The 21,648-nt window shown below is 43.0% G+C and carries 17 protein-coding genes; 5 read left to right on the top strand and 12 right to left on the bottom strand.

Annotated elements, in window-relative coordinates; translation table 11 throughout:
* Positions 1-49: 49 nt before the first annotated feature.
* Genes GPM24_RS01605 through GPM24_RS01580 form a run of 6 tightly spaced genes read right to left on the bottom strand, consistent with a single transcriptional unit; the run spans position 50 to position 8,262 of the window.
* A complete protein-coding gene (locus GPM24_RS01605; RefSeq protein ID WP_158824991.1) occupies positions 50-871 on the bottom strand; it encodes an energy transducer TonB in 822 nt (273 codons plus the stop codon).
* Positions 872-879: 8 nt separating this feature from the next.
* Positions 880-1,278 carry an ExbD/TolR family protein gene (locus GPM24_RS01600; RefSeq protein ID WP_158824990.1) on the bottom strand — a complete coding sequence of 133 codons (399 nt, stop codon included), beginning with the start codon at positions 1,276-1,278 and terminating at the stop codon, positions 880-882.
* Positions 1,275-1,988 carry a MotA/TolQ/ExbB proton channel family protein gene (locus GPM24_RS01595; RefSeq protein WP_233268705.1) on the bottom strand — a complete coding sequence of 238 codons (714 nt, stop codon included), beginning with the start codon at positions 1,986-1,988 and terminating at the stop codon, positions 1,275-1,277. Before GPM24_RS01595 ends, GPM24_RS01600 begins: the two co-directional genes overlap by 4 nt.
* Positions 1,985-3,301: an HU domain-containing protein gene (locus GPM24_RS01590; protein WP_158824989.1), complete on the bottom strand. Its 1,317-nt coding sequence runs from the start codon at positions 3,299-3,301 to the stop codon at positions 1,985-1,987. Before GPM24_RS01590 ends, GPM24_RS01595 begins: the two co-directional genes overlap by 4 nt.
* 47 nt (positions 3,302-3,348) lie before the next feature.
* The gene (locus GPM24_RS01585; RefSeq protein ID WP_158824988.1) at positions 3,349-5,169 is read right to left on the bottom strand and encodes a hypothetical protein; all 1,821 of its coding nucleotides are present in this window, start codon (positions 5,167-5,169) and stop codon (positions 3,349-3,351) included.
* 30 nt (positions 5,170-5,199) lie between these two features.
* Positions 5,200-8,262 carry a tetratricopeptide repeat protein gene (locus GPM24_RS01580; protein WP_158824987.1) on the bottom strand — a complete coding sequence of 1,021 codons (3,063 nt, stop codon included), beginning with the start codon at positions 8,260-8,262 and terminating at the stop codon, positions 5,200-5,202.
* A 213-nt stretch (positions 8,263-8,475) separates the two neighbouring features.
* Between GPM24_RS01580 and GPM24_RS01575 the strand changes: the two genes are divergently transcribed.
* A complete protein-coding gene (locus tag GPM24_RS01575; RefSeq protein WP_158824986.1) occupies positions 8,476-9,591 on the top strand; it encodes a hypothetical protein in 1,116 nt (371 codons plus the stop codon).
* A gap of 77 nt (positions 9,592-9,668) precedes the next feature.
* On the opposite strand, the gene GPM24_RS01570 is transcribed toward GPM24_RS01575, so the two are convergent.
* Positions 9,669-10,031 carry a response regulator transcription factor gene (locus tag GPM24_RS01570; RefSeq protein ID WP_158824985.1) on the bottom strand — a complete coding sequence of 121 codons (363 nt, stop codon included), beginning with the start codon at positions 10,029-10,031 and terminating at the stop codon, positions 9,669-9,671.
* A gap of 432 nt (positions 10,032-10,463) precedes the next feature.
* On the opposite strand from GPM24_RS01570, the gene GPM24_RS01565 reads away from it, so the two are divergent.
* On the top strand, positions 10,464-11,843 hold the full coding sequence (locus GPM24_RS01565; RefSeq protein ID WP_158824984.1) for a pectate lyase family protein: 1,380 nt from the start codon (positions 10,464-10,466) through the stop codon (positions 11,841-11,843).
* Positions 11,844-11,902: 59 nt separating this feature from the next.
* On the opposite strand, the gene GPM24_RS01560 is transcribed toward GPM24_RS01565, so the two are convergent.
* Together GPM24_RS01560 and GPM24_RS01555 are read right to left on the bottom strand one after the other, a co-directional pair.
* Positions 11,903-12,331, bottom strand: a complete 429-nt coding sequence (locus tag GPM24_RS01560; RefSeq protein WP_158824983.1) for an RNA recognition motif domain-containing protein — start codon at positions 12,329-12,331, stop codon at positions 11,903-11,905.
* A gap of 251 nt (positions 12,332-12,582) precedes the next feature.
* Positions 12,583-15,333, bottom strand: coding sequence for a M14 family metallopeptidase (locus tag GPM24_RS01555; RefSeq protein WP_158824982.1), 2,751 nt, complete (start codon positions 15,331-15,333; stop codon positions 12,583-12,585).
* A gap of 155 nt (positions 15,334-15,488) precedes the next feature.
* On the opposite strand from GPM24_RS01555, the gene GPM24_RS01550 reads away from it, so the two are divergent.
* The 3 genes from GPM24_RS01550 (at position 15,489) to GPM24_RS01540 (ending at position 19,200) form a co-directional block, all read left to right on the top strand.
* Positions 15,489-16,436 carry an NAD(P)-dependent alcohol dehydrogenase gene (locus tag GPM24_RS01550; RefSeq protein WP_158824981.1) on the top strand — a complete coding sequence of 316 codons (948 nt, stop codon included), beginning with the start codon at positions 15,489-15,491 and terminating at the stop codon, positions 16,434-16,436.
* A 56-nt stretch (positions 16,437-16,492) separates the two neighbouring features.
* Positions 16,493-17,974, top strand: coding sequence for a glycine--tRNA ligase (locus GPM24_RS01545; RefSeq protein ID WP_158824980.1), 1,482 nt, complete (start codon positions 16,493-16,495; stop codon positions 17,972-17,974).
* 128 nt (positions 17,975-18,102) lie between these two features.
* Positions 18,103-19,200, top strand: a complete 1,098-nt coding sequence (locus tag GPM24_RS01540; RefSeq protein ID WP_158824979.1) for an AI-2E family transporter — start codon at positions 18,103-18,105, stop codon at positions 19,198-19,200.
* A gap of 2 nt (positions 19,201-19,202) precedes the next feature.
* On the opposite strand, the gene GPM24_RS01535 is transcribed toward GPM24_RS01540, so the two are convergent.
* The 3 genes from GPM24_RS01535 to namA form a co-directional block, all read right to left on the bottom strand.
* Entirely contained in the window at positions 19,203-19,712 is a 510-nt protein-coding gene (locus GPM24_RS01535; protein ID WP_233268704.1) for a DUF4230 domain-containing protein, read from the bottom strand.
* A gap of 286 nt (positions 19,713-19,998) precedes the next feature.
* Entirely contained in the window at positions 19,999-20,421 is a 423-nt protein-coding gene (locus GPM24_RS01530) for an OsmC family peroxiredoxin (RefSeq protein WP_158824977.1), read from the bottom strand.
* Between the two features lie 47 nt (positions 20,422-20,468).
* Positions 20,469-21,536 carry an NADPH dehydrogenase NamA gene (gene namA / locus GPM24_RS01525; protein ID WP_158824976.1) on the bottom strand — a complete coding sequence of 356 codons (1,068 nt, stop codon included), beginning with the start codon at positions 21,534-21,536 and terminating at the stop codon, positions 20,469-20,471.
* Between the last annotated feature and the right edge of the window lie 112 nt (positions 21,537-21,648).

The raw sequence follows: 21,648 nt of genomic DNA, 5'->3' as shown, positions 1-21,648 counted from the left end.
ATCAACTGAATTTCATCGGTCTTAGGAACGTACGTGAAGTATAGGGGGATTACTGCGTTTTAAACACAAATACGATAGTGCCTTGCTGCATATCCGGGGCCGATTCTGATGAATTGATGCGTGCACGTTTGGCTGCGTCTTCGCATTTGTCTATCAGATCCTGATCGGTTATAGTAGTACCACGGGCACCGCCACGGGCATAGGTAATATTGCCGTCTTTGTCTACCCGTATATCAACCACAATTTTACCGTCATGGCGGCCATTATCACTAACCGACGGTTTGCTTACAAAGCTGCGCTGCGGCATGCCACTTAGATTGCCACCATTGCCTGATCCTGTACCGTTATAATTGTTGGTTAAAGTAGTACCTGTAGTTTTACCCTGATTGCCTGGCGTACTGCCGGTACCATCGCCAGCGCCGGTACCATTATTGGTTTTGCCTTTATACAAGGCGTTTTGGTTAACCGATGGCTTAGGTGGCGTTTTGCTTACCTCTTGCTGCGTGGCTACGTTGGCACTTGGTTTTTTGTTGGCCGTAATTTCGGGAGCGTCTTCCGTGTTTTGGGTAACTACATCTTTACTGGTATTTTCGGTAGGTGTAGGCTGCTCGGTAGGAGGGGCAGGGGTAACCTTATCTGGCTTGGTATGGTTAGCATGTTCGGCTACCGAGGGTTCTTCAGTGCTCATGTAGTCGCTGCCCATACCTTCGTCTACTGTGCCATAGTTTACCAATATACCGCCGGTGCCGTCTTCTTCTTTAGGCGGGGTTTGGAACACAATAAAGTAGCTTAAGCCAATCAATACAGCCAGTACAATACCGGTTGCTGCAAAAGCTTTAGGATAATTATTATCTTCCTGACGGTAATTCATAACACTAACTATTTGGGCTCGGTAGCCAGTACCAATTTAATGTTTAACTTTTGGGCAATGTCCATTACCTGCACCACATCCTGTATAGCTACTGTGCGGTCTACATGTAATACAATGGTCAATTCAGATGCCAGGTTTTTGTAACCGGCCAGCGTGCTTTGCAGGGCATCAACACTCACTTCCTTCTTCTCTACGTAGTAACGTAAATCCTGCGTTACCGATACGGTAATCGTTTTTTTGGACACCGCCTGACCGGATGACGATTTAGGCAGCATCAGCTTAATAACGTTGGGATTAGTAACGGTAGACGCAATCAGGAAAAACAGCAGCAAAAAGAACATGATATCGTTCATAGCCGAGGTATGCACCTCGGCTGATGCCTTGCCGCGTTTGGTTCTTAAATTCATTTGCTTGGCTCTTCTAACAGGTCAATAAATTCAATAGCGTCGGTTTCCAGTTTCAAGATTACTTTCTCAACCATCATGTTCAGGATGTGGTAACATACGTAAGCTACAATACCCACAAACAAACCTGCTGCCGAGGTAACCATTTTTACATATAAACCACCCGAGATGACACCCATGCTGATGTTATCGGTTTTAGAAATATCGTAAAAAATTTTGATAACCCCTGCGATGGTACCCAAGAAACCAAACATAGGTGCAATACCAGCCACAATACCGATGATGCCAATGTTTTTTTCGAGTTTGGCAACCTCAATTTTGCCTATGTTTTCGATAGCGCCTTCAATATCTTTGATAGGGCGACCAATACGCAGTAAGCCTTTTTGTAACATGCGGCCCAGCGGCGAGTTGCTATTACGAGCTACCGCAATAGCCGAATCTAATTTACCGGCTGTAATGCTGCTACGAATTTGATTCATCAGGTTAGATTCGTCTTTAGCTGCCTTGCGGATGGTAAAATAGCGTTCAAAAAATATCACCAAGCCTAATACTGCCAAAATACCGATTGGAATCATTACCCAGCCACCTTTAATCAAAAGGTCGCCAAAATGTAAATCATCAGCCGGAGCTGCAGTGGTAGCGGTTTGGGCAGCGCGGTTAAGCGTATCATTCACTTTTTGAGCAGTGTCGGTAATCTGCAGTAATAACATCATTTTTTAGGGTTTTGTCTGATTTTTTCTACGTATAATTTTGACCTTTCCAGGTGATATTTATCCACCAGCCTTAACTTGGCATTTTGCCCGTCAGGAAAAGTTTTGAAAAAGCCAAAGCATATTTTAAAGTATTTGTCGGCAGGCGGGTTTTTAAGCACGGTGGCAGTAACACCCTGCGCCTTGTAACGGCTGATAATTTTGGTAGCCGTTTCTACATTACTGCAGGCACCGCCTAGTAAAGCGTATTCAAAACCTTGTCCGTCAGCATCAACAATTGTTTTAGCAGCGGTTGCTTGGGCGGGCGTTGCAGGCGGTACAGTTTGTGCTTGTTGTTGTGCGGAGTCGATTGCGCTTGTTGTATCATTTGCCGCCGGCGTATCAGTAACTGCCGGCGTTTTGTTAATTACCACGGTATCAGCAGCCGTGGCTGAGATATTGGCTGCACTATCAACAGGTTGTTGGCTTGCCGTGTCGTTGCCTCTTTCCGCTGGCATATTACGGTAAATAGCAATGCCGCCTACCGCTAAAACCAGCAGAATTAAGGTAATAACTATCCCACGGCCTATGTTTAATAGTGGAGATTGAGCTTTTGGTTCTTCTGTACCTTCATTAACATAATGGGCTGCTTTAGCCACTGCCTGTTCGGGCCTTGCAGACTCTGGGCGGTGTTCTTTTTTGGCCGTGCTTGGCGCGGGTACCGGCGTTTTTACCGTTGGTTGCGGTTGGATAGGCGCAGGTGTACTTACATCTGGTTTTGAAGTAGGTACATCAGTAACCTTTGGTTCTGGCTGTATAGGTTTTGCCGGTGGTACAGGTGGAGCAGCTATGGGCACTTGTACCGGTGGCGTTGTTAATGGAGGTGTCGTTACTGGTGGCTCCGGCTTGGCTGCTGGCGGTTGCACAGGCTCAGGGCGTAGGTTAACAGCCGAAAAACCATAGGCCGCAGATGCCACTGCTGCATTGGTGCTGGGTTTAAACTTTATTTCGTTACCCTGCTTGTGCAATGAGCCCAGCTGATCAACCGAAACCTCCTGCGATTGCAGTTGCTGTTGTAAATCGGCTACGTATTTGTTTACAAAAAAGCGTGCCGAGGCAGGCGATATATTGTTTCTTTTGCTTAAGTACAGCGCCAGAGCCAAATCATCGCTTTGGGTGTTGGCTTCAAAACCGGCCTGGTAATGTGGCGGATAAAATTTGCCTTCGGGTTCATTATAATAGCCGGGCACACGCGCTTGTTTAAATGTACCCAAGCCGGGTAAAACAACAGCGCCTTGCTCTTTAAGTAGTTCACTAATGTAAACAGCTAAATCCATTGATAATAAAACCTTAAGCTTAAATTAATAGTAAGCCGCAAATATAATTAAAAAGTAAAGCCTACGCCGCCAAATATGTTAAAACCATAGTTGGGGTAATACAGCCAAGTTTGGTAATTGCTACTCAAAATATTGTTGGCTTGTACAAACACCGATATCTGCTTGGTGGCTTTGTATGCAACGCCTCCGTTTAAATCGGCAAATGATTTAAGGGTTACTATCCGGTAGGTTGGTGCACCTACAGTAAATTGTTCTGTCGGCATTCTGTCTTTAACCTCGCTACGCAAGAAAACCGAACCATTGATATCTACTTTGTTGCCAATATGGATGGCTGTACCGGCAGTCAGCTTGAATTTAGGCAAGTTCCACGGTTGCAGGTCGTTATTTAACTTATAGTCTCTGAATTCAACTTTGCCGAAGATAGCCAGGTCATCTGATGCTTTATAATCCAATTCGCCGTTAAAGCCACTAATTTTAGTATTGCCATCAGCATACAAGATACCGAAGCGATTGTAGTGAGTGGTTTGATCAAAGTTACTCACAAACAACGGCAGGTCTTTCACGCTGTTACGGAAAATGGCGGCTTTGAAACCTAAACCGGCAATGATACGGCCTTTTAAGCCTATGGTGATATCCAGTTTATCAACTGAATTTTTGATGGCAATATCCTGACCTATAAAAGGGTTAATTTCTGACCAGCTACGTAATGATGATCTGTTTACGTCACCTTTTGCCTCGGCAAACAAGCGAACGTATTTTGGTATTACCTGCAATTCTAACTTAGCAGCCGGGAACAGGAACACGCGTGATGAAAAACCAAACTCTTTCACAAAGTTTAATCCTGCATCAATCTTATAGTTTTCACCCTGAAATTTCAGATAAGGGTTTAAACGCAATAAGCTGTTGTTGATAGAGTAAGAAACATCTTTTTGCGTGCTTAAATCCAAAGAGCCACCTAAACCGGCATAAAACTGGTTGATGGTTTGATTTAAAAAGCCGGTTAATACCAAGTTATTTTCACGAGCCTGATAAGCATCGCTGAATAAATAGCCGTTGGCTTTTAAGGCATAAGTAAACACACGGTCGGTATCCTGGTAATTTTTAGCCAGTTCGCCTTCAGCACTCAGGGTATTAAAGTGCTGTTTGCTCGGATCAACGGTGCGGGCCACTCCCGGATTATAAAAGCCGTAAAAGTAATTGTTGCGGCGAGTATAATTGATGCGACCATTCAGTGTATTGTCGCCGGTGATAACCTTGCCAAATACACCAGCCTCGGCTTTTGATTGATTTTGTTTGTACTCATTACCTTGCTGGCCAAAGTATTTCAAATAGGCACCAGTTTGTAAAGCCGGATCATTGCCGTTGTTGATGAACGCTTCACCAAAAAGGGTTTTTAAACTACCGAAGCCAGCACGCGCAAAGTTATTAGCTGGGATAGAGTCGCGCTCTGCAGGCATTTTCATCGCCTCCAATTGGCGGATGTCGCTGTTGCGCTCCAGCCTTTTATCTAAAGTGGTATAGCTTAAAGGTGCTTTGTAAGGTTGGGTATCTTCCAAGTTCGGATTACGGCGTATTTTTACCGCATCGGCCAGTACCGGTTTGTATACGGTAGTTACCACAATTTCTTCAGACAAGCTGCTGTTGTTGTTGGGTTGGTTAGCTGCGTTTTGTCCGCCTTTTTTAGTAGTATCCTGTTTTACTTTGGCTGCTGCGTCGCCCAATTTTTTGGCGGCAGGTTTGGCAACCGGTTTGGTGGTAGTAGTTTTAGCAGGTGCTTTTTTAGCGGGTTGTTTTACCTGGGCCTGGGCCGAAGCTGCACCAAACGCTACAGTAGCACTAAGCAGTAAATATATGTATCGGGTTGTCATTATCGTTCGGTATGATTGCGTTGTCAATAATTACTGTTTGTTAGATGGAGTGCCGGTAGCATTAGGCGTAGCCCCACTTAGTTTTTGTAATTTTTCTTTAACTGCCGGCAAAATGTCATCATCGCCTTTATAGTTGTCAATTACACTCTGCAAGGTGGCTTTTGCCTGGAAGGTGTCCTTTAAGCCTACATAGTTATCGGCCAACAGCACAAAGGTTTTAGTTACCCAGTAATCATAGTTAGACAGTTTGTTGATGATGTCAAAGCAGGTTTTTTGAGATGCTTTGTATTGACCTTTTTGGTACTCAATAAGCGCAATATTATATTTAGCCTCGGCTGCTGATACCGTTTTGGTATTAGCTACCGTGTAATTAAACTCTTTGACGGCAGCGGTGGTATCGTTACGCATCAGCTGTGCGCGGCCAGCGTACAAACCGGTTTTAAATTTATCTTCTTCTGATGATTTTTCGTTTTCGCGAACCAGTTGTACATAGTGCAGCACATCATCAGCCATTTCCATCTCAGCGTAGCAGATAAGCAGGTTGTTGATAGCAAATGTATAATCGGCTTTGTATTCAGAGTTGGTTTCCAAACGTTTTAGGAACACCACAGCCTCGTTATAGCGTTTTTGTGCCATATACAATTTGGCCATGCTGATAAGCGATTTCTCGGTATAAGCACTGGTCCAGTCGTTCAAAATCACGTTATAGTCCTGTACAGCTTCTTCGGAACGGTTCAGGTTCACCAAACTTTGTGCACGGATAAAGCGCATTTGCTTGTCGTAGATAGGTTTGGTAGCTTTGTCGTAATAAGCGTTTACGGCAGCTACTGTTCCGGCCCAGTCGCCTTTCAGGTACAGGTTGTTGGCAGCGGTAGCCATAATGCTTTCCTGCTCGGCAGAACTGTAGTTACCAATAGGCGTAGTAGACGCGTAGTTAATAAAGGTTTGTGCATCACCTTTATCCGTGTAGATTTTTTCAATCTGTTTCAGCGCCTGTTTGGCTTCCTCTGTTTGCGGGTAGGTTTGTACTACTTTTTTGAACGATTCAACCGCCAAATCATCCTGGTTGTTGTTGTAATCAATCAAACCTATAGTCACCAGCGCACGTGGTATATAGCTGCTTTGCGGGTGTTGCTGAATCAGCGCTTGCAAACCAGCTTTGGCCTGGTCGCCATTGTTTTTCAAAAAGTAGGTGTAAGCAATCTCGAAAGATGCATCATCCACAAAGTCCGAATTAGGGAAACGACGCAATACATCATTCAACGTACTGATTTTAGCATCAGGTGAACCTTGCAAACCTTGAATCATACCGCGTTGAAACAATGCATAATCCTGACCTTGACTGCCACCGGCAATAATACGGTCATAGTATTGCATAGCACTGGCATAACTTTTCAATACAAAGTAGCTGTCGGCAATACGTGCAGTCGCATCATTTATAGTGTTGCGGTCTTTAGGCTCGCCAGCTAAAAAGCGTTCAAAGTAAGTAGCGGCTTTGCGATATTGCTCATCACCAAAAGCAGCATATCCCAAGCCGTAGTTGGCGTAGTTGAATACGCCTGATTGTTTTGCGGCAGGCATATCTAAAAACGCCTCAAACTGTTGAACAGATTCGCCATACTTACGTACCTCGTACATAGACTCGGCCAGCCAGTAGGTGGTTAATGCCGTAATCTTTTCATCGCGCTGATACTTAAGCGAGCGCAAAAATATACCGATGGCATTTTCAAATGCGCGCTCGTTATAGTATTCTAAACCGCGGTAATAAGTTACTTTTTGGTAGGCCTCGGCCGCATTGGGCGATGTTTTAACAATAGGTTCTAATATCTCAACTGCCTCACGGTAATTTTTAGAATTCAGTAAAGCCTCACCTAATAAAGTTTTTACCTCGTCGGTACGGCTTGAACGCGGATAATTTTTCAGGTATAGGCGTGTTGCTTCCAGTGCCTGCGTATTAAAATCCAGCTCGTATGATAGCTTGGCATATTCGTACAAAGCATCCTCTTGCAGTTGCGGGTCAAAGTTAAGCCTTGATGCAACTTGGAAAGCATTACGGGCGCCCTGCTTGTTATTGGTTTTTAAAAAGATGGTACCCAGCGTATAGTTACCATTTTGGCTGTATACGTCGCTTTTGTCTACCAGTTTTTCTAGTTCAGTAGCGGCTTTGGCGTTGTTGCCCACTTTATAGTAAGCATAACCAATTTGGTAGCTGTCTTGCGAGTTTTGTGTACGGCCTGCATCGCCTGCCTGAAAGCGGCTGTAATATTTAACCGCATTCGGGTAATCAGCTTTAGCAAAGTATGAGGCACCAACAATGCGCAGCATTTCGGTTTCGTGCTGTTGATGGGTGGAATTTAAAATTGGAATGGCATAGCTAATGACATCGTCATAACGCTTGTCCAGAAAATACACCGCCGTAATGTAGTACGGATAACTGGTTTCGTATTTTTTAGAGTTTTTTAGCTTTTCAAAATTAACCAGCGCAATATGGTAATCCTGGTTCAGGTAAGCGATGTAGGCATAGTAATAAGTTGCATCCTCAGTAAAGGGTGATTTTTTGTCTTTTACTTCGCTAAATAATACCTGAGCGTTTTTATAATCATTCAGCTCAAAGTAGGCATAGCCTTTGCGGAAGTTGTATTCAGTATACTCTTTACCGTTCAGCTCACCGGCCTCAATTTTATTAAACCAGCGCAGGGCATCTTCATATTTACCCTGTTTAGAGTATGATTTACCAATTTGAAAATAAGCCAGTTTAGTAAGCGGGTTTTCGGGGTGCTCTTTAATAAAGCGCAACAACATGCTTTCGGCATCATCGTTACCCAATTCTAACGCACACAAGGCCTCGTAATACTGCGAGTTTTCTTTCAGCAAAGTCATTTCCGACTCAAACTGCGACTGCGTAGTAGCCTTGATACGGTTTTGCTCAATTAATCTGAATTGTTCGGCTGCAGCTACGTACTGGCCATTATTTAACAGCGTAGTAGCTGTATGATAGGTACGATAAATATCAAATGACGGGTTTTGCTGGGCCTTAGCCGATATAGCGCCAAGCAACAAGGCACAAGTAGCAATGGGTTTGAGTTTAATCATAATAGCTGTTAACAAACTGCAAAAAAAGCAAATACAAAAATGCAATCCGCAGCAAAGAATCGCAAACTGCAAAGCATATTTTAAACGAAGGTAATTATTAGATGGTATACACGCTTAAAAAGTTTAATAATCATTTTAGTCAATGTCAACTTTATGTAAACCCTTTTTAGCTGCGTATCATATTTATAATCAGATACGTTAAGTGGTTAATTAATGATTAAAAATATTTTTAACGGATTCTCTTTTTTGGTGAGGTTTGTATCTGTTGCAGCTTTGCTGCTGTCCAGTTATGGTTTTGTATGGCCGGTTAAACCTGCTGCATTTATCACTTTGCAGGATGAACGCCTGGCTATATCACCCAAAGAATTTTATGTAGCAAGCGTAGTTGATAATCGTTCCAATACGCATGCGGTGGCTTGGCTGTTGGCAGATGCCACAGTTTCTAAACCACAACCGATTGATTTGGATGGCGGTGCAGCACAGGCATTAAAAAAATATATCAGCAACAATATACCGGTTAATACCACATTGCGGCCGGTGATAGTGCATATAGACGAATTGAAAGTAATAGAAACGGCCTTACCCGGTGGCCGGATAGAGGGTAAAATAACGATAAACCTATCTTTTGACCGTAAATATCCTGATGATAATGTTTACCTGCTCAGTTACAAAAGCTCGGCTAGGTACATCAGGCCGCAAAATCAATTAGATGTGGTAGAGCCTACTTTGCGGCGTACGTTAGGGAGCGCTTTGATTTATCTGAATACCTGGATGAACAAGGAAGCTGATCATAATCCTAAACTGGCTAAGAAGGTAAAGCTGAGTTTCACTGATTATACTGATAATTCCGATCCTGATACTATCTATTATACTACCAAGCGCCCGCTCATTTGGAATGATTTTAAGGCTAAGCCCATTAACGGTACCAAATACGCCGCCGAGGTTTTTCCGAGCCTGGCGTTTGATGAAGAGGTAGAAGTGGTAAATAGTACAATTCAAGTTAGAATTAAAATGAAAGTTTACTTACCCAAAAGTGCCAGTTGGGTAAAGCCGGGTTATCAGGACGATTATACCCTTAATCACGAACAGCGACATTTTGATATTGCTAAAATTGCAAGTGAGCATTATAAGCGGGGCCTACTAACCGAGCAGCAGCCGGTAACTAACTATGATGGTGCCATACATGCCGATTACCTGGAAGCTTTCCGGGACATGAATCGGATGCAAAAGCAGTATGATGATGAAACACGCCACGGCTTAGATCAATATGCACAATCGCAGTGGAACGAGCGTATTGATAAAGAGCTGAAAATTTTGGACGTAAAGTAGTTAAGGCAAAATATAAAAGGCCGCTCTGTTACGGGCGGCCAAAAGTTATAGATAGGTAGATGGACGTTACTTTTATTTTAGGCGGCTAACTGCCTTTTTATTTTGTTAAGCAAGTTGTTAATGTCAAACGGCTTCGCAATAAAATCATCAGGTGCGCACTCTTGTTTCAATACGTCTGATACGTTATGGCTTGCTGATATCATGATAACCGGAATGCTGTGGGTTTCATTTTGCAATTTTACGTTTTTGCATAAATCCCTGCCATCCATGTTACCTAGCATAATATCTAGTAATATCAAATCGGGTAGCCGTTGTTTAATCTGGTCAAAAAGCTGATTACCGTCTGATAGCGTATCAACTTCATAGCCTGAATCTTCTAATATAAATTGAAGTACCTCTAAAATGTCATGGTCGTCATCAACTGCTAATATCCTGCTCATGCTGTGTTGTCTAATTAAGTAAATTAACTCTTTTGTTGCTGTTAATTGCGACAGTAAATCAGTTAATATTTGTTAGGTGTGTTTGCAATTTATAAGCCAATACCATCAGCGGTTATTAAAAATGTGTTAGAATGGATTTTCAGGGTTAATAAATTTTTAATGGAAGAGGTGAAAGGGTATTTAAATGCTAATTATAGAAGCAGGAAGAATGTGATTGTTAGCAAAAACAATACTTATAAACACTTGTATGCAAGTTATTAACAAATTTAACCATTTTTTTATTTCTCATAGGTTAAATAAATATCGGCCAAAATATTTTACACTACCGAACAGAATATTAGACACTAGCAGCATCAAGTGTACTGTTTGCTAGTATGGTAAATTAAACAATTGGCGTAATTTAAAGTTGTTGAACTATAAATTCGCCACTACATGCTCAAAAAAGCTTCTTCACTTGCTTTCATCACGTTCTTAATTATTATTTGTAATTGTTTCAGCGCCTTGTCTCAGGGCCTTAGTTATAAAGATTGGTCGGCCAAAACACAAGCCTCCTTACCCGATAAAGCTATAACAGGTGCTATTACGGTAGAAGCGTTTGGTGCAGTAGGCGATGAAAAGGCCGACGACACCCGGGCGTTTCAAGCCGCCTTTACGTATGCCCGCGATCATGGCCTGTCGTGTATTGAATTAACCAGCGGTAAAAAATATAGAATTACCAATAGTATAAATATCGACTATCGGGGCCAAGGTCAGTTAGAGCGGCGCGGTATTCAACTCAATGGTAACGGTGCATCTATATTTCTATCAGTTATAGGCGGCGACCGGGGGTACTATGCATTCAATATACTTACTGATGCTAAACCTCAGCAAAACACCAAATTTAACATCAACAACATTTGGTTTTTTACTGATAATAGGAACCGGCCTAATGGCATATACAACAGCTTCGCCTGTTTTACTACTATTAATAATTGTGTGTTTTACCAGTTGGCCACAGCTATTAATTTCGAGAATGCAGGTATGTGCCGGTTTGATAACTGTTATTTTTGGGGATGTGTGGATGGCATCAGAACTTACCGATGCAAGGATAGTTATATTGATGGTTGCCATGCTTTCGCGTGCGATAAGGCATTTACTTTAGAAGGCATAAACAATGCAGGCTCAGATGGTAACGTTTGTATTGTAAACAGTGTAGCCAACAGCAGTACACAACATAACTTGAAAATGAAAGGCCTGTATACGCCTATGATTGCTAATTGTGTTTTTGAGCAATCGCCTATGAACTTATCTATACAATCTAGCCAGTTTGGTAAATTAAGTAATGTATTTTGTGGGCCGGGCAATATGGAATTTATTTCGGCCGGAGGGCTAACTAACGATTACTGGAATATAGCCAACTTAGATGCACAAGGTAAAGTAGAGTTGAGCGGATTAAAATTCAGTAACGTAACCGGCTTTAAGGTGCATGGTGTAAGTTCAAACAATAATCCGGCTAATGCGGCAGTGCAACTGAACAATTGTTATGAGGTGAACTTTACGGCCATTACTCTGCGCGACAGCCGCGACCGCTTGGCTTGGGGCATGTCTATATCGCCCGACTGTTCTTCGATTACTTTATCCAACGTAATAGCTGATAGAAGTATTTACCTGCGTGGAAATGTGAAACAGCGTCCGGGACGTTTTATCATGTCAAACGCAATTATTAATGGCGGAGTAGTGACGGAAGATAAGCAATACAAACCAACTGAGGTGTTTGAGTACATTGATGCTGGGAGCAATACTTATAAAAGCAATAAGCCTGGCAGTAAATAAAAAGGGTTAGCCATATAGCCAACCCTTTTTGTAGTAGTGTGTGATATAATGTTTAGATATTAGTAATCTGAATTCGATTCTTTATTACGGTTATATCTACCGTTGTATGAATTGCGGTCGCGGTTATAGCTATTGCCACCGCTACGGTTGTTGTCATAACCACCGCTAGTACCTGCACCCCCACCTCCGTTACTACGTTGTGCATTACGGCTAAAGCCATTGCCAGAACTGTAGTTGTTGGTTTTAGCTCGTTCTTGTGCCGGGCTCACAACAATTTGTTTTCTGTTGATCTCTGTTTGATCCAGTCTGCTGATAGCATTGCTGGCCTCGCCCTCGTTTGGCATCTCCACAAAAGCGTAGCATTTACTCCGGCCGGTTTCACGGTCCATCACTAAATTTACGGTAGCAACCTCGCCATAAGGTGCAAAAAGGGCGGCTATATCAGTTTCCTGATATTCATAGGGCAGCCTGGCAACAAAAATTTTCATGGTGAATAGGTTTGATACTCACAAGTTTACAGAATACAAATGGTTAAAAAAAATATTTTTAACCATTTGTAAATATTTTTAATACCTGATAGTTAAAAAGTATACTTATAAAAAAAGCAGCCATGCCATTGCACAACTGCTTTTCACTCTGCACTTAATTCAAACCCACATTACTGATGATATTAGTACAAATTGTATGCCTGTTATTTAATTAAATAGAAAATAATTATTTTTTTATTTTAAAAACAATATCACTTTGTTGGTACTGAGTATAATTGATTAAATAACAATTTAAATGTACCGTGAGATTGGGCCCTAAAGGTAATTTCGGGACCGAAAACATACAGCTTACCAGCACCAACAGGCGCTACAAATGCAGCTACATCATTTTTTAAATACTTTTGGCCCCACGCCCAACCACTTCGCAACGGTTTATCGGTGGTGTAAGTTGCTAAGGGTTTAATGCCCTGCGCTGTGGCATCAGTGCCCAGTTTAAAGGCCGGACTGCTGTCAAACATTACATCACCCACAGCCGGCATTCCCCAAGTGGCTGGTTGTGTGGTATCATACGTTACCTGTAGTACGCTTCCCGGAATATAAAATTTGTCGCCAGGTAAAGGGCGTTCCGCGCCGTTTGCGGTCTCAACCAGCGCATTGCTTACCGGTAGCTTTAATTGATAAGCCAGGTTGGCACTACTGCCAATGGTAACAATGCTGCCACCTGCTTCTAAAAAGGCTTTTAGTTGGGGAATGGATTTTTCAGGCGTAATACGGCCTGTCCAGCTGCGGTACTGCTCGGGCAAATCCTGCGGCGATGGCATACGGCCGCCAAATTCGCCGCCACCAAAACCACCTTCACGACGGACGGCTGGAATGGCACCGCCCACAAAAACAATTACATCATAGTTGTTTTTCAGACTGCCACCATCAATCTCTTGCGGATATACTACTGTAAATGGAAAATGATATTGTTCCATCATCCAGCGTACCCAGCCCGAAGGGATGGAACCGCCGTAAGTATCCCACAAAGCAATACGTAGAGGCGCTATTTTAACGGCACCTTTTGGCGCTTTACCAGTCTCGGTTACTTTAATACCTAAGCTGGCATCCATTGCTAAGGTGCTTTTTGCCGTGGCCGAATAAGGTACGTAGAATGCACCGACATCTTTACCTTGCTTAGTTAAACGGTATACCTGTGCGCCGGCTTTTAGTAAATCATTTACAGCAATAAAATTATTATTTACGCCAGGATTTAATACGTAGCCGCCTTTGCTGATAACCGGTAACAATACTTTTGGCGGACTTTGCAACTGGCCATAGGGTAAACGGGTAAAGGGGCCGGTAAATCCGTCTAAAATAGGGTCAAACTGGATGCCCATTTGGAAAGCCAAAGTCCATCCGGCATTATCATACGGGCGGATAGGAGGACCACCTGGATATTGAAAATCGTTCGGGTGATCTTGCGGTTCAAACATATCCAACACATGCGGGCGGAAAGCCTGATCGGTTTTCACAATGAATGATCCGGCGGGATACTTTTTGCCATTCACCGTAAAATCGGCATTGGCTTTATGGATAACAACACCTGCCCTAACCAGCGTATTAATGAATTTAACCGCGGTTGGAAAGTCAGTCTGATCGGCTGGGATAATATAGCCTCGTGGGTCGCGCAGGGTAGGGTCTTTTAATACCTTGTCAAAATATTTTACGGGTACAGTGCCACGACCACCAAAGCTGCCGGGGGCAGGCGCGGCCACAGTAGTTTGTTCGGCTTTGTAAGCGGTATTAATAGAATCTACGCGTTTAGGTGATAACGTCCAGTTGTCACGGCTGCCGCGGTCAATCGAATTTTTGCCCATCTGGTACATATTGTACAGTAAAATATCACGCTGGCGGGCGGCATAATCCAGTACGGCATAGTTTAAGGATACCGAGTAATCGATAGACTGCTTAAAGTGCCAGGGCTGTGGTGTTACCGGATAAGGCGTATTGCTGTTTGGTATCAAGCGCTCGGGTACCAATGGTATTTCGGATGGGGTAGGGTTGCCAATAATTTCGGTAAGCAAACCCACCATATTATGAAAGTAGGTGGTGGTACGCAAACCGCCATTCCACCAGGTAGAAAAAGTGGTGCCGTTGCGTTCGGTATAACCCGGTTTGTTCTCAGCATTCAAACGGCTGCTCATGGCCGAGCCTAATGCATCTATACTGGTTACCAGTAACGGGTCGTACACATAATTATATGGGTCGCGGTACGGTGGTCCGGCTACTACAGAGCCGGCAGGGCCGGTTTGGTGATGGTTGTAAACAATCTGTGGCAGCCATTCCAGGTATTGCTGGTTGGTAATGTTCTGCGTTTCTTTCATGTTCATCATGTAAAAATCGCGGTTGTTATCATGGCCAATGTATTTTTCGTACAAGCGTGGAATGTTCATGTTTCGCTTTTTAGGATCGGTTTGGCCCATGTACCAGTTCGATATAATTTCCTGCCCATCGGGGTTGGCATGCACCATCAAAATTATGGCGTTATCCAGAATGCGCATGGTTTCGGCATCCGTGCGGGTTACCAGTTCGTAAGCAGTTTCAATTAGTTGGTGGGCGCCAACCGTTTCATTGGCGTGTAAGCCGCCGTCAATCCACACAATGGCTTTACCTTGTGCGGCCAAGCTGCGGGCCTGCTCATCCGTTAGGTTTTCGGCACGTGCCAGTCGGCGCGATATATCTTTGTACTTGTCTAAATTCTTAATGTTTTCGGGCGATGATACAATCAGCATAAACTGGTGTCTGCCTTCTTCAGTTAAACCGATGTCTACATATTTAGTACGGTTAGAGGTAGCCAGCTTTTTAAAAAATGCTTCGGTTTGGGTGTAATTGGCCAAACTATAATCATCCCCAATATCAAAGCCAAAATGTTGCTTGGGCGAGGGGAGGGTTTGAGCCTTGGCACCGGCCGTAAGTAATAGCGCCATTAAGGCTAAAGAACCCAAATGTTTACGTTTCATTAAAAAATTGTAAAGAAGTGATTGAATAGCCTAATGTATTGAATTCCTGATATATTATCGTGTAACTTTTTTGCGAGATATTTCCGCGCATTGAAGGGCATTTTAACTGTGTGGCAACTATTTAGACTGCCCATTGTTACTTTTAAAATTTAAGTATGATGAAAGCAGCAGTTATTGAAGAATACGGATCGGCAGATAGGTTTGTGATAAAAGATGTAGAGCAACCTGGCCTGGAAGACGGACAGATTTTAGTAAGCAACAGGGCATCGTCGGTTAACCCGGTAGATACTTTGGTACGCCAGGGTAAAACAAAGCTGATTACTGGTTTATTTGGCGAACATATAATTGGTAGTGATTTCAGTGGCGTAGTAGTTGAAACGAAAAGCAAAAAGTTTAAAGTGGGCGACGAAGTATTTGGTTTCAAAAATGCGCTGAAAGGACATGCTTACGCCCAACTGGTAGCAGTTGATGAAGATAACGCCGCCCTAAAGCCCGAAGGTTTAAGCTTTACCGAAGCTGCCGCCTTACCACTGGCCGCCAGCACAGCCTGGCAGGGCATGACAGATGATGGAAAATTGCAGCCAAACAGTAATGTGCTCATCAACGGCTGCACGGGTGGGGTAGGCACCGCTGCGGTACAAATAGCTAAGCATTACGGGTGTACGGTAACCGGTGTATGCAGTACCGCCAATGTTGAATTTGCCAAAACCCTGGGCTGTGATAAGGTAATTGATTATAAAACTGAAAAGGTACCCGAAAACGAGCAGTTCGATTTATACTTTGATGCCACCGGCAACTACACTATTTCGGATGTAAAAAACAATATTGCCCCTGATGGTATGTTTGTATCTACCCGCGGTGGTATGCAAGATGTGAAAAGCACGTTACAAGGTGCGGCCGACCTGCTGTTGCAAAGCAAAATGAAAATAGTACATGTTAAACCTCAAACAGCCGATCTGCAAAAACTGCAACTTTTGGTAGATCAAGGCAAACTGAAACCGTACATAGCCGCAACATTTGGTTTAGAAGATTTGCAGCAGGCACATGAAATGCAGGAGAAAGGCGGCTTTACAGGTAAGATAGCGATAGCGATTGAAGAATAAATAAATCCAAAATCCAAATTCGAAAATCCAATTGCAAAAAATATCTTTGCAGGGTTATGAGTAAAAATACCGACGAACTGTTTAAGAATGTGATTGCCCATGCCAAAGAGTATGGTTTTGTGTTCCAATCAAGCGAGATATATGATGGTTTAAGCGCTGTGTACGACTATGGTCAGAATGGTGCCGAATTAAAAAATAACATCAAAACCTATTGGTGGAAAAGCATGGTGCAGTTAAACGAGAACATCGTGGGTATCGATTCTGCCATTTTTATGCATCCTAAAATTTGGGAAGCCAGCGGTCACGTAGCCGGTTTTAGCGACCCGATGATCGATAATAAAGATTCAAAGAAACGTTACCGTGCAGATCAGTTGCTGGAAGATCGTATTGCCCGCTATGAAGAAGAAGGTAAAACCGATCAGGCAGAAGCCCTTCAATTGGCAATGGACGCAGCTTTAAATGCAGAAGATTTGCCACGCTTACGCGAATTAATTATTGAGCAAAACATTGTTTGCCCGGTAAGCGGCACCGCTAACTGGACGGATGTACGTCAGTTTAACCTGATGTTCAGTACCCAAATGGGAGCTGTAGCCGATGATGCGGATGTGATTTACCTGCGCCCCGAAACTGCACAAGGTATTTTTGTAAACTACCTGAATGTTCAGAAGTCGGGCCGGATGAAGATTCCGTTTGGTATTGCACAAATTGGTAAAGCTTTCCGTAATGAGGTGATTGCCCGCCAGTTCATCATCCGTATGCGTGAGTTTGAGCAAATGGAGATGCAATTCTTTGTTCGCCCCGGCACACAGCGCGAGTGGTTTGATAAATGGAAAGAGGCCCGTTTAAAATGGCACCTGGCTTTGGGTACTGCCCCTGAAAAATACCGTTACCATGAGCATACCAAGCTGGCTCACTATGCCGATGCGGCTTATGATATTGAATATCAATTTCCATTTGGTTTTAAAGAGGTAGAAGGTATTCATAGCCGTACCAACTTTGACTTGAGCCAGCATCAAGAATTCTCAGGCAAAAAAATGCAGTACTTTGATCCGGAGATTGACCCGGATACCAACAAGCCTTACGGTAATTACATCCCTTACGTAATTGAAACCTCTATCGGTTTGGATCGTATGTTTTTGCTAACGATGATTAATGCTTACGAAGAAGAAGACCTAAGCACCGAGGATAAGCAAGACAGCCGTACTGTATTGCGCCTGCACCCATGCCTGGCACCGGTTAAAGCTGCTATCTTCCCGCTTACCAAAAAAGACGGTTTGCCCGAAAAGGCTCGCGAAATTATGGACAAGCTGAAGGTTGATTTTAACGTGCAATATGAAGAAAAGGATGCTATCGGTAAACGCTACCGCCGCCAGGATGCTATCGGTACCCCGTTCTGTATTACGGTAGATCACCAGACACTGGAAGATAATACCGTAACCATCCGTCACCGTGATACCATGGCCCAGGAACGTGTTCCGGCCGATCAGCTGGATAAAATCATTGGCGATTTGGTGAGCTGGAGAAATGTGTTGAAATAAGATAATTAACTTACGTTATTGCTTTGTTTTGGGCAATGACGAAATAGAAAAAGCTGCCTTTTTAGGCGGCTTTTTCTATTTAAAAACTTTAATTTAATTTATTGCTTATGTAGGTATCAATTACATCTATGCAAACCAAAAATTACCCATTTTATATACAAGCTACTGTTACCTTGTTCGGCCTTATCCTGTTTGTGTATGTGCTGGACAGTTTATCTGATATTTTAATTCCGCTGGCTTTTGCGGCTTTTATCGCTGTATTACTTAACCGATTAGTTAACAAGCTTCGAAAATGGGGTGTGCCGCAAGTGTTATCAATAGTGCTAGCGATGCTGCTGGCCGTAATTTTTGTAGCAGGGCTATTTTATTTCCTGTCGTCGCAAATTGCATCATTCAGCAGTACGTTACCTACCCTCAAAGCAAAGTTTGCCCATGTGGTTAATGACCTGAAAAATTATATATTTATGCATTTTGGCATAGATACACAACGGCAGGCTACTTTTATAAATGATGCCATGAACAACAGTAAAGGGCTGGTGGGTAAAACTATTAATACGGTATTGGGTACGTTAAGTGTTGTATTCCTGATACCGGTTTATGTATTTTTAATGCTGCTGTATAAAACACTCATCATCAACTTTCTGTTCGAGGTGTTTTCAGAAGAAAACTCAGTGCGTGTTGCCGAAATATTACAGGAAACTAAAGCTGCTATTCAAAGCTACATTATCGGGTTGCTTACCGAAACTTTAATTGTAGCCATCATGAATTCAATTGCATTACTTTTGCTTGATGTGAAGTATGCTATTTTGTTTGGCGTGATAGGTGCGTTATTAAATATGCTGCCCTACATTGGCGGACTAATTGCCATTGCCTTACCTGTGCTAATGGCCACTGTTACTAAAGACGGTTACTCTACTCAACTGGGTGTAATAGCAGCTTATATGTTTATCCAGTTTATTGATAATAATTTTCTGGTTCCTAAAATTGTATCCTCTAAGGTGCAAATCAACGCTTTAATATCTATCATAATTGTGCTGCTGGGCGGAGCGTTGTGGGGTATATCGGGTATGTTTTTGTCGATACCGTTTATTGCCGTACTCAAAATTGTGTTTGACCGGATTGAGGACCTGAAGCCTTGGGGCAAACTATTGGGTGATAACGTGCCTACACGCAATATTGGGCAGGTTTGGCTACGGCGCAGGCAGCGTGCACAAAATCCAAGCTAAGGTTACTTAAATTGCAGAATTACCGTTTTGCCGGATATGTTTTCCAGTAGTGGTTTAAAAATAATCTGCGCGTTTTGCCGCGCTTTGCCCAGCACATCCATTTCACGGGCATTGTCTAATAAGCGCTTTTCGGCCACTTTGTAAATGTCTTCAACCATGGCTTTGCTGGTACTGGGTAACATAATGCCGCTGATATCATAAACTTTGGAGCGTTGGTGATCTAGCTTTACATAGCATATTTCGGGCTTAGGCATGTTTACAATGATGGTATCATGCCCCTCGGTACGGGTAATATCCTGTTTACGTATTTTAGTTAAATCAATACAGGCGGTTACCTCGCCAACGGCTACAAACAATACGCGCTCATCGGGCAGTAGGGTATGCACCTGCTTTTTCTCAATCACGTCCTTCATCGAGTATTTGACCAGTTCCAACTTACCCATGCTGGTAATTTTTTCTACCATCACATCATCCGAAACCTCGGTGCGTACCGCAGTAAATTGATGCTTCATGTAAAAGAACAGGAAGATCAGGGAGCCAAAAATGGCGAGGAACAAAACGAAGGTTAATGATAATCGAGAACGCTGCATAACTATAATCGGCTTATAAACACAAAAGAACGGATAATATTACCCGTTCTTTTAAGGAATTTTAGTTTATACATCTTGTCATTTCGAGTGATAACGAGAAATCTTATAAAAGCAATAGGTTAACCTATTAGTTCTAAAAGATCTCTCACTATCGTTCGAGATGACATTATGATTAGCCCCTCATTATGGGAGAGGGTTTGGTAGGGGCTTACCCGCCGTAAGTAACATTTAAAGTAAATGGAACGCTCAATGCTTTAGAAATGATACAGTTCTTTTTAGCATCTTCGGCTACGGCTTTGAATTGATCTTCAGATACGCCTTCAATTTGGCTAGCTTTCAGTTCCAGATGAATGCCGGTAATGCTCAGGGCTGCCATGTCTAAATCAAGAACAGCATCGGTAGTCAGGTCGCCAGGGGTAAAACCTTGTTGGGTTAAAGCAGCACCTACCGCCATTGTAAAACAGCCGGCATGAGCTGCAGCAATTAATTCTTCGGGATTAGTACCTACACCTTCTTCAAAACGGGTTTTAAAAGAATATTGGGTTTTATTTAACGTGGTGCTTTGAGTAGTTAATTCCCCACGGCCATCTTTTAAAGTTCCGTTCCAGTGTGCGTTAGCTGTACGTTTCATAGTTTTTATGTTTTAATATATTATGTTTTTAAACTTACAATGCATAATTAATGCCATTTTGCACGCTCATATTGTTCCGGCCATTTAACTTCCTGACCCAGTTTGTGCGCTGCACGCAATGGGAAGTGCGGGTCGCGCAGAAATTCGCGAGCGATAAATACCATATCAGCCTTTCCGGTTTGTATGATATCATTGGCTTGTTTGGCGTTGGTAATCATACCCACGGCTCCGGTTAAAATGCCGGTTTCTTTTTTGATCTGCTCTGCAAATTGAACTTGGTAACCAGCGCCTACCGGAATTTTGGCAATCACGTTACCACCGGTTGAGCAGTCTATCAAATCTACACCTTTGTCTTTTAAAATAGCCGCTAGTCGCACCGATTCTTCGGGTGTCCAGCCGCCTTCAGTCCAGTCTATTGCCGATATGCGCACAAACAGCGGATAATCAGCCGGCCAAACTTCCTGAACAGTTTCAGTTACCTCTAATAACAAACGAATACGATTCTCAAATGAGCCGCCATATTCGTCAGTGCGCTGGTTGCTCAGCGGCGACAAGAATTGGTGAAACAAATAGCCATGAGCACCATGCAGCTCAGCTACTTTAAATCCGGCTTCAATAGCACGTTGGGCAGCGGCTTTAAAATCAGCTTTGATTTTAGCAATGCCGGCTTCATCCAGTTCCAGTGGTGCCTCTGTGCCTTCTTTAAAAGGAATAGAGCTAGGAGCTACCGTTTTCCACCCATTTTCCTGATCAGACGGAATTTGCTTACCACCTGCCCAAGGTTGTGTATGACTGGCTTTGCGGCCGGCGTGAGCTAGTTGTATACCTGCAACGCAGCCTTGCTGCTCTATAAAATCAACTATTTGTTTTAGCTTGGGCAGATGCTCGTCTTTCCAAATGCCTAAATCTGCAAAAGTAATTCGGCCCTCGGGCGATACGGCGGTGGCTTCGGTAATAATCAAACCTGCGCCACCGGTAGCCATAGCACCCAGGTGTACCAAGTGCCAGTCGTTGGCAAAACCGTCCGTACTAGAGTATTCGCACATGGGAGAAACCACAATGCGGTTTTTAAACTCAACGTTTTTTATTTTTAAAGGTGAAAATAGATGTGCCATAATGTATTCAAAGCTAATAAGCTAACTGTAACAAGGTTTGATGGTTTTGTCAAATTAGGAATAGTGGCTTTTAAATGATATATTAACCTGAACATTTAAATACTTTCGAGGT

The sequence above is a fragment of the Mucilaginibacter lacusdianchii genome (assembly GCF_009770985.1).
GTDB classification, from domain to species: Bacteria; Bacteroidota; Bacteroidia; order Sphingobacteriales; family Sphingobacteriaceae; genus Mucilaginibacter; species Mucilaginibacter lacusdianchii.
This window is presented reverse-complemented; position numbering and strand designations above follow the sequence as displayed.

What these genes read in the sequence shown, in the direction of transcription:
- GPM24_RS01565 (WP_158824984.1), top strand. Translation starts at nt 10,464, where the DNA reads ATGCTCAAAAAAGCTTCTTCACTTGCTTTCATCACGTTCTTAATTATT.
- GPM24_RS01575 (WP_158824986.1), top strand. Translation starts at nt 8,476, where the DNA reads ATGATTAAAAATATTTTTAACGGATTCTCTTTTTTGGTGAGGTTTGTA.
- GPM24_RS01590 (WP_158824989.1), bottom strand. Translation starts at nt 3,301, where the DNA reads ATGGATTTAGCTGTTTACATTAGTGAACTACTTAAAGAGCAAGGCGCT.
- GPM24_RS01540 (WP_158824979.1), top strand. Translation starts at nt 18,103, where the DNA reads ATGCAAACCAAAAATTACCCATTTTATATACAAGCTACTGTTACCTTG.
- GPM24_RS01595 (WP_233268705.1), bottom strand. Translation starts at nt 1,988, where the DNA reads ATGATGTTATTACTGCAGATTACCGACACTGCTCAAAAAGTGAATGAT.
- GPM24_RS01530 (WP_158824977.1), bottom strand. Translation starts at nt 20,421, where the DNA reads ATGAAACGTACAGCTAACGCACACTGGAACGGAACTTTAAAAGATGGC.
- namA (WP_158824976.1), bottom strand. Translation starts at nt 21,536, where the DNA reads ATGGCACATCTATTTTCACCTTTAAAAATAAAAAACGTTGAGTTTAAA.
- GPM24_RS01600 (WP_158824990.1), bottom strand. Translation starts at nt 1,278, where the DNA reads ATGAATTTAAGAACCAAACGCGGCAAGGCATCAGCCGAGGTGCATACC.
- GPM24_RS01555 (WP_158824982.1), bottom strand. Translation starts at nt 15,333, where the DNA reads ATGAAACGTAAACATTTGGGTTCTTTAGCCTTAATGGCGCTATTACTT.
- GPM24_RS01580 (WP_158824987.1), bottom strand. Translation starts at nt 8,262, where the DNA reads ATGATTAAACTCAAACCCATTGCTACTTGTGCCTTGTTGCTTGGCGCT.
- GPM24_RS01550 (WP_158824981.1), top strand. Translation starts at nt 15,489, where the DNA reads ATGATGAAAGCAGCAGTTATTGAAGAATACGGATCGGCAGATAGGTTT.
- GPM24_RS01570 (WP_158824985.1), bottom strand. Translation starts at nt 10,031, where the DNA reads ATGAGCAGGATATTAGCAGTTGATGACGACCATGACATTTTAGAGGTA.
- GPM24_RS01545 (WP_158824980.1), top strand. Translation starts at nt 16,493, where the DNA reads ATGAGTAAAAATACCGACGAACTGTTTAAGAATGTGATTGCCCATGCC.
- GPM24_RS01605 (WP_158824991.1), bottom strand. Translation starts at nt 871, where the DNA reads ATGAATTACCGTCAGGAAGATAATAATTATCCTAAAGCTTTTGCAGCA.
- GPM24_RS01585 (WP_158824988.1), bottom strand. Translation starts at nt 5,169, where the DNA reads ATGACAACCCGATACATATATTTACTGCTTAGTGCTACTGTAGCGTTT.
- GPM24_RS01535 (WP_233268704.1), bottom strand. Translation starts at nt 19,712, where the DNA reads ATGAAGCATCAATTTACTGCGGTACGCACCGAGGTTTCGGATGATGTG.
- GPM24_RS01560 (WP_158824983.1), bottom strand. Translation starts at nt 12,331, where the DNA reads ATGAAAATTTTTGTTGCCAGGCTGCCCTATGAATATCAGGAAACTGAT.